Here is a 13,958-nt window from a genome sequence, read left to right as displayed (position 1 = left end):
TTGTTTTCATGCAGCAATTGTTTGTCGAAGATCGTTGAGCTAAAAAAAATTCCACTTTCTTTGGCGAAAGGCTTCTAGTTTTGTCAGGTGTGAAGGAACTTTGGATTGAAGAAAGAATACTTGATTTAGCAATAATAAACAGAGGTACGGAGACTATTGAGAAGGAGGGGCTTGTTACAGATGAATAAAGGTAGAGTGGATATTGTGGAGGTTATGTCGGAGTTGGAAGCACTGAACGGGCTATTGAACGAAATGGAGGAAGTTCTCATCTCTGCTGCGGAGAAGGAAAGGCAATGTATGATGAATAAACACAAACAGAGTATAGAAGATTTTGGAAGACGAATGAGTAAGCTTGAAAAAATGATTGCATCAGACGGAGAAGCACACTTCATGATTGGAAACAAATCCGCATCCCTCTGTATGGAAAGTCTTCTTCCTTGATGCAAGATAGGTGCTATCCTACAATAGGAGATAATGACATTAAATTGAAGATGGCTAAAGTAGGAGGCGGCAATGGACAAGGAAGACCTTTTTATCAGCCTGACGTTCACTCTCAGGAAACATGTAGAAACAGCGGCAAAGCAATACGAACGTGCAAGGGAGGAAGGGCAGCAGGGCGATTTTTACAATGAGGTAAAACCTTTTGCTGATGAGGTGAAAGAGTGTTCTAATCAATGGCAAGGCTTCGCGGTGGAGTGGATAGGAAAAAACAAGCCCAAATACCTTCATATGAAACAAATAGAGGCGACATTGGAGAATTTAGAAATCATATCCGTTCAGGCTTTTTACCCTGAAACAGGGAAAAAAAGGTTCGTGGATCGCATCCAATCTGTTTATCATGTCCTCGATTATATACTGGCATTAACGAAAGCAAAGGAAAACAAATGATATCACGGATAAAAGCACCCTGAATTTTACTGGGTGCTTTTGCTGTTAAGTGAAAAATTATACTTTCCCTGTAATTTTTTTATCGTACCATTATGGAAGGCACCTTATAGGCACTTGCTACATAAAATGCATGATGAAGGCACTGTTGGGGGAGGAGATCATAGTGTTAGGGATGCAAAAACCGGTAGTAACAAGATGGCCTTATAACGGAAATGTGCACGGATTGCCGGGGCAATATTACTCCATGGGAATAAATCCTTACTATGCACCACACATGCAATACCAAGGTGGGGGTGCAATATCACCAAAAGGATGGAAAAACGACCAGGATTACGCAAAATTATTATTTGAAAATCCATTGCAACAAGGAGAATTTTCTCCTTATGGTCAAATCCATCCTCTTCAACCGATGAACCCCTATCCTGCCCAAGCGTTTGCATTAAAACCGCCTACAGGGATGCAATCGATTATGAATTCGTTTAAAACTGCTGAGGGCACTCTTGATTTTAACAAGATGATGGATACTGCTGGGCAGATGATGTCTGCAGTAAACCAGGTATCTTCATTGGTGAAAGGACTAGGAGGGATTCTGAAAGCATAGAACGAGCAGGCTCACGCCTGCTTGTTGTCATTATGAATTATAATAGATTTTCCTTTTTGCTTTGGTACATTTATTTCGAGAAGGCCATTGCGGAACTGCGCGGTGGTACCTGCCCGATCCACCGGCTCTGAAAAGGTGACAGTCTTGCTTGTGTTTTTTAGGGAATCCTTCCGGTAATAGACATTATGCTTACTATTACTCAAGCGTTCTGACTTTAAGTCATGCACATGGATAGATAACCGGGAACTGAAAACTTCCATTTTGATTTGCTGTTTCCTGATTCCTGGTAGTTCTACAGAAACTTTATAACCGTCTTCTGTTTCTTCTACATAGCTGTGAAAGGGAAATTGCTGCCCTATTGGCTTCTGAAAAAAATCGTCCATCGTTTGCAGAAAACCTCTCAGCTGTTTTTCGTTTAGAAGGTTACTCATACTGCCAAATACAGAATCAAGCAGTTTTGTCTCCCTTTTTTTACTATTATGGAACTTATCCTCCATTAATAATCCTCCTCCTACATTAATCCTTATATTTTATGCAGTGAATTTCTTTCCGGTTCTGTTCGTAGTTAAATCAAGATGATATGAACATTATGTGAACAATGTCAAGGGTGTGATGTGTATCACAATAATGAATAGCATCTAAAGTTAAGCTTATATCAGAAATGTTAGTAACCATTTGAGGGGGATGAAGATGTTTTGTTACCAGTGTGAACAAACACCTACAGGAGGATGCAAGGTAATCGGTGTTTGTGGCAAAGATGAAACGATTGCTAGCATGCAGGATACCATGATTTTTGCTTTAAAAGGGATAGCGGCTTACCGGACACACGCCAACCAGCTTGGCTTCACGGATGCATATGTAGACAAAATTACTCATGAAGCTTTATATATGACGCTCACTAATTCAAATTTCAATGTTGAGGAACATATCGAGATGCTGATGAAGGTTGGAACATCGGCAGTAAAAGTAATGGAGATGCTAGATGAAGCTCATACTTCCCGACTTGGCATTCCACAGCCTGTCAGGGTTTCACAAAATGAAGTAGAAGGAAAATGTATTGTTGTTACTGGGCACAACCTATTTGCGCTTGAAGCGCTATTAAAGCAGACGGAAGGGACGGGAATTAATGTATATACCCATTCCGAAATGCTTCCAGCACATGGGTATCCAGCACTGAAAAAATATCCTCACTTAAAAGGAAATGTGGGGAAAGCGTGGTATGACCAACGACGGCTCTTTGAAAAGTTTCCCGGGGCTATTCTCGCTACAACAAATTGTGTAATGCCAATAAAAGGTGGTTACGCTGACAGGATGTTTTCTTACGAAGTGGCAGGTCTTGAAAATGTCCAAAAGATAACAGACGATGACTTCTCTCCACTGATCAACAAAGCTCTCGAACTTCCAGAAGCAGAGATAAAGTCCGATGAAACTCTCTTAACAGGGTTTCACCATGAAACAGTCATAGGGCTTGCACCGGAAGTAATTGCAGCAGTCAAAGAAGGTAAAATCAAGCGATTCTTTGTCATCGCCGGTTGTGATGCACCCGGTAAGGGGGGAGAATATTACCGCGAATTGGCGACTTCGCTGCCCAAGGATACGGTTATTTTGACTACCTCCTGCGGGAAGTTTAGATTTAATGATATTGAATATGGTGTTGTACCGGGGACTCAGATTCCGAGATACATTGATCTAGGTCAATGCAACAACTCTGTATCAACAGTCAAAATTGCTCTAGCCCTTGCTGATGCCTTTGAAGTTCCTGTCAATGAGCTTCCTGTGAGCATTGTCCTTTCTTGGTTTGAACAAAAGGCGGTGGCAATCCTTCTCGGCCTGTTCAGTCTTGGGATCAAGGATATTAGAATTGGTCCTAAGCCTCCAGAATTTATATCAAGCGGAGTGTTAAGTGTCCTGCAGGATAATTTTGGATTGAAATTAATTACGACAGCAAAAGAAGATATGGAAAATATGCTGAATCAATAGAGCATTAGGGCGTCGCTAAACTTTTGACGCCCTTTTTAAATTTTCAACAAGAAATAACGTTTAGAGTAGGGGATGAAAACAGAGTGTGTTTTTCCCAGATGTTATTTTTCTATTGAGCAAAGACTAGACTCTACTAGATAAGTTCATCAAGCAGCTCCTCAGGATGGAAAAGGAGATTTCCTTTCGCGTCAGTTTTCAACAAACCTGTGCGCCTTAACCTTGTGAGTGTTCTGCTAACTGTTTCTCTCGTTGAACCAATCATATTGGCTAAATCCTTGTTAGTGAATACCATTTTCACCCTTACTAAGCCATCTTGTAGCACATCTCCATGTGTTTTTGAGAGGCGGAGTAGCAACTTGATTATTTGTTCATAAGAGTTATTTAATATTTGTGCTTCAAGTCGATCCTGAAGATCTGCAATTTTTTCACCAAGTACTCGGAACACTTTAATAGATAATTCCGGATTCTCTATCAGCACTTTCTCAAAACCGGAAACGGGGACAACAATAAGCGTACTATCTTTTAACGCCTCGGCATAGGCTGGATATCCGCCTTTTCTGAAAAAACCCACATGAGGGAACATATCTCCCTCTTTTAAAATTGCAACAACTTGTTCCTTGCCATTTACATCATTCTTAAAAATTTTCACCATCCCTTTTGCGATAAAATAAACATTTGTTAAGGGATCATCTTGATGAAAAATGATACTCCCTTTCCTCCAATCCCTCTCTAAAGAAATTTCTGCCATCCTGTTCCATTCTCCAGAATCCATATCTTTGAACAAGCTGAATCCTGAAAGCAATTCTTCTATTTTACACTTGTCCACAAATCATCCCAGCCCTAATATTAGAATAAGTTCATTGTAGCAAATAGAGAAGTCGCTGTCCCGATTTAAAAGATTCCATGCATCATATGCGAAACTCTTGGTAAAGGAACGTATATTCGGTAAAATGATAGCATTGAGGTGATTAAAATGAAAGTCCGTAAAAACTTGCAGGAATTAATGGAGGAGCTAAAAACAGACGATAACCTTAAGGATAATATTGTCCATTGGCATACAATTGATGAAAAGCCTGCTGTCACGGTTCCACTACCTGATATTCACACATCCCTGGAAAGGGCTTTGGAACGGAGAGGAATAAAAGAGCTCTATACCCATCAGGAGACAGCGTATGAATATGCACGAAAAAAACACGATTTCGTTGCGGTTACCCCAACTGCTTCTGGAAAGACACTTTGTTATAACCTTCCTGTTCTTCAGGGTATTATGGAAGAACCTAATGCAAGAGCACTATATTTATTTCCAACAAAAGCGCTGGCTCAGGATCAAAAGAGCGAAATCAATGAACTGATTGAGGAAGCGGGCTTAAACATTAACAGCTATACTTACGATGGCGATACACCAGCTAATATACGACAAAAGGTACGGAAGGCAGGTCATATTGTCATCACGAATCCGGATATGCTCCATTCAGCAATCCTCCCTCATCATACAAAATGGGTATCCCTTTTTGAAAATCTGCGTTATATCATTATAGATGAACTCCATATATATCGCGGTGTTTTTGGCAGTCATACAGCAAATGTAATTCGGCGTCTCCGAAGGATTTGCCATTATTATGGGAGCGACCCTGTCTTCATTGCTACTAGTGCCACCATTGCCAATCCGGTTGAACTAGGAGAGAAACTTACGGGGAAAAAAATGTTGCTGGTCGATAACAATGGTGCACCAACAGGTAAAAAGCACTTTGTATTTTATAATCCTCCTATTGTAAATAAGCCGTTGAACATAAGGAAAAGTGCTGCACTTGAGTCAAGGGCGATTGCTGGCCTCTTGCTGAAAAACCGTATTCAAACAATTGTTTTTGCAAGAAGCCGTGTCAGGGTCGAAATTCTTCTAACGTATCTGCAGGAATTAGTGAAGCATAAGCTTGGACCGAAAGCGATACGAGGCTATAGAGGTGGATACTTGCCGATCGAACGGCGAGAGATTGAACGAGGGCTTCGTTCTGGTGAGATTTACGGAGTTGTTAGTACAAATGCGCTTGAACTTGGCGTAGATATTGGAAGGCTTCAAGTATGCATCATGAATGGCTACCCTGGAACGATTGCAAGCGCTTGGCAACAAGCAGGTCGAGCAGGAAGGCGTCAAGGAGAATCCCTTGTTATCATGGTAGCTAGTTCAAATCCTTTGGATCAGTATATTATTCAGCACCCTGATTACTTTTTTAATAATTCACCAGAAACTGCGAGGATAAATCCGGATAACCTTATAATTATGGTGGATCATCTTAAATGTGCTGCCTACGAACTTCCGTTCCAAAAAGGTGAAAAATTTGGAGGGGCAGAGACAGAGGACATGCTGGAATACTTGGAGGAGGAAAAAATCCTTCACCGCCAAGGGGAAAAATGGTACTGGATGAACGATGCCTTTCCAGCAACCAATATAAGCCTCCGTTCTGCTTCACAGGAAAATGTAGTGATTATTGATACCTCGGATATCGCTAATGTCAAGGTAATCGGTGAAATGGATACTTTTTCAGCAATGACGCTTTTGCATGAGGAAGCAATATATCTGCACCAAGGAACACAATATCAGGTAGAGAAGCTTGACTGGGAAGAAAAAAAGGCATTTGTCAGAGAAGTAGATGTTGACTATTATACGGATGCGAATCTTGCTGTTAGCTTATCCGTTCTGGAAATGGATAAAGAGAGAAGGATAAATGTGGCGGAAGCAGGCTATGGCGATGTGAGTGTAAGAGCGATGGCTACCATTTTCAAGAAAATCAAATTTGAGACCCATGAAAACATCGGATCTGGTCCTATATATCTTCCAGAGGAAGAACTACACACAAATGCTGCATGGATTTCTCCAGGGCATTCTTGGACCCAATTATCTCAACAGCGAGTGGAAGAAGGACTTGTCGGGACGGCGGAGGCATTGCGGCATATTATACCCGTTTTTGTCATGTGTGATCCAGCTGATGTACATGTTGTACCGCAGGTGAAGGCGGATCATAACGAAAAGCCCACAATATTTTTCTATGATCGTTATCCTGGTGGAATAGGACTAAGTGAAAAGATTTACGAAAACCTTGAAAATGTTCTTGCTGAAGCACGACAGATTGTAGAAAGCTGTCCGTGTGCGTCAGGTTGCCCTTCCTGTATTGGAACGGAAACGTCATTAAGTACTGCAAAAGCGGATGCAGTACATTTACTTAGCTTGCTGAGCCATCAAACAGAGAGAGGGGGAAAGCCTTGTCAATAAAAAGCAAATTGAACCGACTAAAACCACACTTATCGACGGGAAGAAAGGCTGATAAACAGGGAATACCTGACCAAATCGATAAGAGCGGGGATATTCCTTTCTTCGAAAAATGGACAGTGGAAAATGTCGAACCTTTTTATTTTGATGATAGCTACTGTCTTGTAAGGAAAGTGGAATACCCAATTATGTATCGTCATGGAAAGTATAGCTTTGCTGAATTGATTAACATAGTCAATATATGGAATAATAATCCAGAGCTTAATCATCCATTATCTGCAATAGGACATAAAGCGGAGGAGCTGTTCTTTTTTGATACTGAAACAACCGGTTTAGGTGGAGGCGCCGGGAATACAATATTTCTTCTTGGCCATGCGAGTGTTACTGATAGCAAGGTAATTTTAAAGCAACATTTTCTTCCCCACCCTGGAGCAGAAATAGCTCTTTATCAAAGTTTTCTCACCTCTGTTGATTATAGGACGCTTGTGACCTACAATGGGAAGTCCTTTGATTGGCCTCAAGTTAAGACCAGGCATACTCTCATAAGGGATCATGTGCCCAAGTTGCCTTCATTTGGTCACTTTGATCTTTACCATGCTTCTAGGAGGATGTGGAAGCATAAGCTTGAAAGGGTAAAGCTGGCAGCAGTTGAAAAAGATATACTGGGATTGCAGCGGACTCAAGATGTCCCGGGATATTTAGCTCCAATTATTTATTTTGACTACCTCGAACGGAAGGATCCGGAAGGTATATTTGGAGTGCTGAAACATAATGAACAAGATATTCTTTCCTTAATTACACTATATATTCATCTATCAAAACAGTTGCTAGGATTAGATCCCGAGAGAAGTGAAAGGGAAAGTTTTGAGGTTGGCCGTTGGTTTTCTAGTCTTGGAAACATTGACAAAGCAAAAGATACATTTTCAACTCTTGCTTTGCATGAAGTACCTGAGTCTTATGCAGCGAAACATGCACTCGCCTTTGAATGCAAACGGGAACGGGATTGGGAGAGAGCTGTTGTACTATGGAAGGATATTGCGGAAAACGATGCGTCGATTGGAAGAATAGTAGTAGAGGCTTCCGTTGAACTCGCTAAATACATGGAACACCACCGAAAAGATCCAGAAAGTGCTTTATGGTATGCTGACAAGGCGCGGCGTAATGTAGAGTTATTTCCCTCCTCCCCTAAAAAAGACAGAATCCTAATAGATTGTGGAAAAAGAATAGAAAGATTAAACAAAAAGATTTCCCGGGCAAGCGCAAGAATCGACTAAAACTGATTGTTACCAACATTCTATAACAATTAAAATGTAACAAAGTATTCACATTTACCCTTAAAAAAGAAGCGGTTCGTTGTTGTACGTTATAAGAATGCTATGTAAAATATAGAAATGTAACATCGAAAATTAATATTATGGGGCGGGATACATGCACAAGGCAGTTTTGGTTTTGTTTTTTGTCGTACTATGTTTGACGATGATTCTTTTCACTGGCTTGAAGGACAACTTTTATACCTTCTTATAGAAAAAATGGGCTGAAATTCATCTTATTTTGATGAAAAATAGGTGTTTTCATTAAAACAAGTGTCTTCTCTGGGTCATACGCTGTTAATGTAAAAAAATATTACCCGAGAGGAAGGAGTTTTAAATGATGTTTTGTAGACCAAATATTTTGCCTGCTATTGTTCATCCTACGAAGTGCTGCGTAAATAATAGTTACTCTGAAAATATGGTGCCGCATATCCATCCGGCCCATACCACCAATGTGCATCATGAAAAATTCAACCATGTTCATTATTTCCCGCATACACAATCGGCAGTCAATGAAGTTAGCCACCAGCATTTTTATGGTGGGTCCGGTCCGGTTTCTCCAAGTCAAGTTTCTCCAATGGCTGGCCCTTATGGTGGGCCAATGTCAGGTCCTGTTGGTGGAGCTATGTCAGGTCCAATGGGTATGGGTCCGCGTCCGGGCTTCAAGGGATTCTGATGTTTTAGTTTCTTGCAAGGGCTTTCGCTAAGCCCTTGTTTTTTACTTATTGCTAAAATTCCTTTAGAAGTATCGTTCATAATTCAAGTTATGCGTGAATACATTCACTATGAGGTTGGAGAGGAGCACGATATGGTTAAGGTTGCCGCTGTATCTGGATACAAAGCGTACGAGTTGGGAATTTATAAGCCTGATGACCCAGCATCGCGCTATATAAAGGCAGCATTGTATAAACAGATAGAGTCGCTTATTGAAGAGGGGCTTCAATGGGTTGTTATAAGTGGGCAGCCCGGTGTTGAATTGTGGGCAGCGGAAGCCGTATTTGAGCTTCAGAATTTGTACCCAGAACTAAAGCTGTCAATCATCACTCCTTTTCTAAATCAAGAGGAGAAATGGAGCGATAAGAATAAGGAGTGGTATGAGTCGATACTCTACTGTTCGGATCATGTAGACTCTGTTACGAGAAAGCCATATGAAAAGCCATGGCAACTAAAAGCTGCGAATGAGTTTATAGTAAAGAAAACGGACGCGCTCATTCTTCTTTATGATATGGAGAAAGAAGGAACTCCGAAGTATCTTTATGAGGCAGCAAAAAAACATCAAGAGAATACAAAATATGATATCAGGTTGATTGGTTTCTACGATCTTCAGCAGCTTGTTGAGGAAGAAGCAATAAATAATAGTGATTATTAGCATTTTGTATAAAGAAAAATTGACAAAAGGGAATGTTTTTGAAAGAATATAATTTGATGATTGGGAATATCGAGGTGAGAGAAATGATATCCAATAAAATGAAATTAAGTGCGAAAGAAATCCTTGAAAAAGAATTCAAGACTGCCATGCGTGGTTACAAACCAGAGGACGTTGATAAGTTCCTTGATGATATCATTAAGGATTATGAAGCATTCCAACACGAAATGGAGGAACTGCAACAGGAGAATATAAGGTTGAAAAAACAGCTGGAAGAAACATCCCGCAGACCTGCTACTCAGGCGGCTGGAACGACAAACTTTGATATTCTTAAGCGTCTGTCTAATCTGGAGAAACATGTATTTGGAAACAAACTGTATGAATAACTAAAATTATCCATATTTTCAAGTACAACCCCATTGCTATTTTATTCACGATTACATATAATAAGTTTGTAGTTGTTAATAGCGTTCGGGTAACCGCTGCAGCATGCTGCAGAGGAAAGTCCATGCTCGCACAGGCTGAGATGCCTGTAGTGTTCGTGCCTGGCCAATTCATAAGCCAGGGCAGCCGGGATCTTCCCGGCTGACGGCTGGGAAAATGCCTAAGTCGGAAAAGATATGGCATGAATACCTATAAAAGTGCCACAGTGACGAAGTCTCTCCAGAAATGGTGAGAGTGGAACGAGGTAAACCCCACGAGCGAGAAACCCAAATAATGGTAGGGGCGCTTTCTCAGAGGAAATGAACAAAGAGAAGGACAGGCTAAGGAGCCTGTAGATAGATGGTTACCACCCTTGTGCGAGACGATTAGTCGCATGGAGCACGGGGAACAAAACATGGCTTACAGAACGTTATTGGCATATACAAAAGACGTAATCAACTAAATCAAATGACGTAAAGGGTGCTTCCAAGTGGAGCGCTCTTTTATTTTAGACGGGTATCCTTGGAGAAGAAAGGGGAAACCTGTTATGATAATGTGGGGAAAAAGTATATATATAAAGGGTGAAGACATGAAATCATATGAATTGATTGCGACTGCTGCTATGGGGCTAGAAGCGATTGTTGCGAAGGAAGTCCGTGCGCTTGGATACGAATGCGAAGTAGAGAATGGGAAGGTTACATACAAGGGAGATGAACGAGCAATTGCTCGTTCTAATCTATGGCTCAGAACAGCGGATCGTATTAAAATAAAAGCTGGGGAATTCAAAGCATACAGCTTTGATGAATTATTCGAGAAGACAAAAGCGATTCCTTGGGAAAATTACCTCCCCGTAGACGCTGAATTCCCTGTGTCAGGGAAATCGCAGAAGTCTAAATTGTTCAGCGTTCCTGATTGCCAAGCAATCGTGAAAAAAGCGATTGTAGAACGATTGAAGAAACATTATAAAAAAGATTCTTGGCTAGAAGAAAGTGGTTCTCTATTTAAAATAGAAGTGTCGCTTGTAAAAGACAAAGCCATATTGACAATCGATACAAGCGGTAACGGATTGCATAAGCGGGGATACAGAGTTGGCCAAGGAGAGGCCCCTTTGAAAGAAACGTTGGCAGCTGCATTAGTCCTTCTGACAAATTGGACTCCGGATAGGTCTTTCGCCGACCCGTTTTGTGGTTCGGGTACCATACCTATCGAAGCAGCACTTATTGGACAAAATATTGCACCAGGATTTAATCGAGAATTTGTTTCAGAGTCATGGGCTTGGATGCCAAAAGCGGTTTGGGATGAAGCTCGAGTTGAAGCTGAAGACTTAGCGAATTATGAACAGCCTTTGGATATCACTGGATCAGATATTGACCACAGAATGATTGAAATTGCTGCAGGAAACGCATTTGAGGCAGGTCTGGGTGAGCTAGTCACATTTAAACAAATGAGAGTGCAGGATTTCAGCCCTAGAAAAGAATACGGCGTTCTTGTCGGTAACCCGCCATATGGGGAAAGGATCGGGGACAAACCAAGTGTTGAAAGGATGTATCGAGAAATGGGAGAAGCATTTTCTGTTCATGATACATGGTCCTATTACATCCTGACATCTGATGAGCAATTTGAAACACACTTCGGCAAGCCTGCAACAAAGAAAAGAAAGCTGTTCAATGGTTTTATTAAAACTGATTACTATCAGTATTGGGGAAAAAAACGGCCGAGAACCGAATAGTAAAGGATTTTTATCAGGGTAATCATTTCGATGCCCTGTTTTTTTTATGTATTTTGATGGATGAGGAGGGGAAGGATAAAAGGGGAGTTAGACATGAATGAATATAATCATAAAGAGCAACAAACATTAATATGATTGTATCTAAAAGGGTTGATTGGAGGAAGTTTATGTTCGAACCAGCATTAGATTATACGAGAATCCACAAAGCTATCGTTAGAATGAAGGAAATGACGGAAGAGAACGGCACGGAACCTTCCGTGTCATGGAGACTAGAAATGGCGGAAGACGAATGGCGAAAAGCCACAACATATCGTTTATCCTCCCCTATCAGAATATAGGAAAACGAATGGTAGATCGTTCGATAAAATGATTGGTGTTATTGGCAGGTGTCTATTATAATAGAATGGTTATAAAGTTATCTGATTTTAGCGCCTTTTAAGGCGCTTTACCATTTTACGGAGGGATTATATGTCTGGCAGCCTGCCATTTGAAATAGAACGTACTGAGAATTTTCATCAAAAACTTGGAGACTGGATAGGGGATGTTTTTTACGATATCCTTCCTGAGGCAGGCTTTGAGATAAGGGATGAACAAATTTTCATGGCCTTCCAACTGGAAAAGGCCTTCAAGGATAAGAAAACAATATTTGCCGAAGCTGGTGTTGGTACCGGCAAGACAATTGTATACTTGCTCTATGCAATTTGTTACGCGAGGTATACGAGGAAACCAGCTATAATAGCATGCGCCGATGAAACGTTAATTGAACAGCTCGTCAAGAAAGAGGGAGACATCAAAAAACTGGAAAAAGCATTGAATCTTGAAATTGATGTCCGCCTTGCAAAATCGCGGGAGCAGTATTTATGCTTGAACAAATTAGATGCCCAGATTTCTGCCGATGCAGAAGATTATGATGATGTATATGATCAACTTCCTCCATTTGCTTTAGGAGAAGGTAATGTATTACAAAAGTTTAAAAAGTATGGCGATCGGAAGGACTATCCCTCCCTTACTGATGAACAATGGGAGAAAATTGGCTGGGACCCTTTACAGGACTGCCTTGGATGCAGCCGATACCATCGATGCGGTATGACTCTGCAGAGAGAACATTATCGTAATGCTCTTGATCTCATCGTTTGTTCGCATGATTTTTACATGGAACACGTCTGGACAAAAGAATCCCGGAAGCGGGAAGGACAATTACCTTTCCTTCCAGAGAGTTCATGCATTGTATTTGATGAAGGACACTTATTGGAGTTTGCGAGCCAAAAAGCACTTACTTACCGGTTTGCGGAAAGAACGCTAACTAGCCTCCTTGAGAGAATCATGGAAAATGATATCCGAGAGCGGACACTCTTACTAATGGAAGAAGCGATCCTGCTAAATGAAGGCTTTTTTGAAGAGTTGGACAAAAATAGCTGGGAGAGTGGTTCCTCTGAGAAGATTACAGTAAAAAGAACCGACAAATTAATGAATTATGCTGGCAGACTGCTGTCTCTTCTTGATGCCATCCAAGAGGAACTTGTATTTGATAGTGAAATGTTCATTTTAAATGAATACAGCTTAAAAATAGTAGAGGAACATCTTGATCAAATCAGTTTCTCATTGTCCCTCTTTGTCAGAAGGAAGGATGGTATTAACTGGCTGGAACGAATGGACGAGGAAAAAACATTGGTCATTATGCCAAAAATGGTCAATGAAATCCTTCGTAAGGAAGTTTTTTCTGAGAAGAAACCGATTGTGTTTTCATCCGCTACGCTGTCTGACAACAAGTCTTTTAACTACATTGCTTCAAGTCTTGGTATTGATGACTACCTATCTTTATCAGTTCAATCTCCTTTTGATTATGAGAATAGGATGGCAATAAGAGTTTTGCAATTTTCAGAAGAAAACTTTAACCGGAAAGTTAATTATGTAATTGAGCGGCTGAAGGAGACGGGGGGACGCACCTTAGTCCTTTTCTCTAATAGAAGAGACCTGGAACAGGTGAAGCTGCAGGCTGCCAATCATGATTGGTCTTTCCCACTCCTGTTCGAGGGTGATGCGGAAATCAGCATGCTTGTATCTAGATTTCAAAATGAAGAAGACTCCGTTCTGTTTTCCTTGAACCTTTGGGAGGGATTAGATGTACCAGGTACAGCATTGGAAAATGTTATTATTTTTTCCCTGCCGTTCCCTCCGAATGATCCGGTATTTAAAGCGAGAAGAAAAGAGAGTGATAACCCTGTCATCGAGGTGGATTTGCCCTACATGCTTTTAAGGCTGAGACAGGGGATTGGCCGCTTGATTAGGACAAGCGAAGATAGCGGAAGAGTGGATATCCTGATGAATGAGGAAGTGCCGGAAATGATAAGAGAGAGAGTCCTTGAGGTCCTTCCTACTTCACCGGTAGAGTAACA

The 13,958-nt window shown here is 41.0% G+C and carries 14 protein-coding genes and 1 other RNA gene; 13 read left to right on the top strand and 2 right to left on the bottom strand.

Annotation, left to right across the window (positions count from 1 at the left end):
- Positions 1-180 precede the first annotated feature (180 nt).
- The 3 genes from BQ5796_RS09060 to BQ5796_RS09050 all read left to right on the top strand — a co-directional run bounded on the left by BQ5796_RS09060 (position 181) and on the right by BQ5796_RS09050 (position 1,489).
- Positions 181-441, top strand: coding sequence for a hypothetical protein (locus tag BQ5796_RS09060; RefSeq protein ID WP_071459933.1), 261 nt, complete (start codon positions 181-183; stop codon positions 439-441).
- Positions 442-513: 72 nt separating this feature from the next.
- Entirely contained in the window at positions 514-888 is a 375-nt protein-coding gene (locus BQ5796_RS09055; RefSeq protein WP_071459932.1) for a YppE family protein, read from the top strand.
- 172 nt (positions 889-1,060) lie between these two features.
- The gene (locus tag BQ5796_RS09050; protein ID WP_074034002.1) at positions 1,061-1,489 is read left to right on the top strand and encodes a YppG family protein; all 429 of its coding nucleotides are present in this window, start codon (positions 1,061-1,063) and stop codon (positions 1,487-1,489) included.
- Between the two features lie 11 nt (positions 1,490-1,500).
- Here the strand turns inward: BQ5796_RS09050 and BQ5796_RS09045 are convergent, their stop codons facing one another.
- Complete coding sequence (locus tag BQ5796_RS09045; RefSeq protein WP_071459930.1) at positions 1,501-1,986, bottom strand: Hsp20/alpha crystallin family protein; 486 nt, start codon at positions 1,984-1,986, stop codon at positions 1,501-1,503.
- A gap of 187 nt (positions 1,987-2,173) precedes the next feature.
- Here BQ5796_RS09045 and hcp point away from each other — a divergent pair, with 187 nt between their 5' ends.
- Positions 2,174-3,469, top strand: coding sequence for a hydroxylamine reductase (hcp, locus tag BQ5796_RS09040; RefSeq protein WP_200792875.1), 1,296 nt, complete (start codon positions 2,174-2,176; stop codon positions 3,467-3,469).
- A gap of 133 nt (positions 3,470-3,602) precedes the next feature.
- Here the strand turns inward: hcp and BQ5796_RS09035 are convergent, their stop codons facing one another.
- Complete coding sequence (locus BQ5796_RS09035; protein WP_097677992.1) at positions 3,603-4,295, bottom strand: Crp/Fnr family transcriptional regulator; 693 nt, start codon at positions 4,293-4,295, stop codon at positions 3,603-3,605.
- A gap of 147 nt (positions 4,296-4,442) precedes the next feature.
- Between BQ5796_RS09035 and BQ5796_RS09030 the strand changes: the two genes are divergently transcribed.
- From BQ5796_RS09030 to BQ5796_RS08995, 9 genes are all read left to right on the top strand, one after another.
- Positions 4,443-6,737 (top strand): DEAD/DEAH box helicase, encoded by a 2,295-nt coding sequence (locus BQ5796_RS09030; protein WP_071459928.1) that lies wholly within the window; start codon positions 4,443-4,445, stop codon positions 6,735-6,737.
- Entirely contained in the window at positions 6,728-8,008 is a 1,281-nt protein-coding gene (locus BQ5796_RS09025) for a ribonuclease H-like domain-containing protein (RefSeq protein ID WP_071459927.1), read from the top strand. The genes BQ5796_RS09030 and BQ5796_RS09025 overlap by 10 nt, the downstream gene beginning before the upstream one ends.
- Positions 8,009-8,381: 373 nt before the next feature.
- Complete coding sequence (locus BQ5796_RS09020; protein WP_200792874.1) at positions 8,382-8,720, top strand: spore coat protein; 339 nt, start codon at positions 8,382-8,384, stop codon at positions 8,718-8,720.
- Between the two features lie 132 nt (positions 8,721-8,852).
- On the top strand, positions 8,853-9,413 hold the full coding sequence (locus BQ5796_RS09015; RefSeq protein ID WP_071459925.1) for an SLOG family protein: 561 nt from the start codon (positions 8,853-8,855) through the stop codon (positions 9,411-9,413).
- 83 nt (positions 9,414-9,496) lie between these two features.
- Positions 9,497-9,796 carry a cell division regulator GpsB gene (gene gpsB / locus BQ5796_RS09010; protein WP_071461232.1) on the top strand — a complete coding sequence of 100 codons (300 nt, stop codon included), beginning with the start codon at positions 9,497-9,499 and terminating at the stop codon, positions 9,794-9,796.
- A gap of 81 nt (positions 9,797-9,877) precedes the next feature.
- Positions 9,878-10,261, top strand: an RNA gene (rnpB, locus tag BQ5796_RS09005) — RNase P RNA component class B.
- A gap of 161 nt (positions 10,262-10,422) precedes the next feature.
- Positions 10,423-11,562, top strand: coding sequence for a THUMP domain-containing class I SAM-dependent RNA methyltransferase (locus BQ5796_RS09000; RefSeq protein ID WP_071461231.1), 1,140 nt, complete (start codon positions 10,423-10,425; stop codon positions 11,560-11,562).
- 167 nt (positions 11,563-11,729) lie between these two features.
- Positions 11,730-11,900, top strand: coding sequence for a hypothetical protein (locus BQ5796_RS18125; RefSeq protein ID WP_159430995.1), 171 nt, complete (start codon positions 11,730-11,732; stop codon positions 11,898-11,900).
- A 130-nt stretch (positions 11,901-12,030) separates the two neighbouring features.
- Complete coding sequence (locus BQ5796_RS08995) at positions 12,031-13,956, top strand: ATP-dependent DNA helicase (protein ID WP_071459924.1); 1,926 nt, start codon at positions 12,031-12,033, stop codon at positions 13,954-13,956.
- Positions 13,957-13,958: the final 2 nt, after the last annotated feature.

The organism is Bacillus massilinigeriensis (assembly GCF_900111815.1).
In the GTDB taxonomy this organism is placed as follows: Bacteria; Bacillota; Bacilli; order Bacillales; family Cytobacillaceae; genus Mesobacillus_C; species Mesobacillus_C mediterraneensis.
The sequence above is the reverse complement of the archived record's forward strand: the minus strand, read 5'-3'. Positions and strand labels throughout refer to the sequence as shown.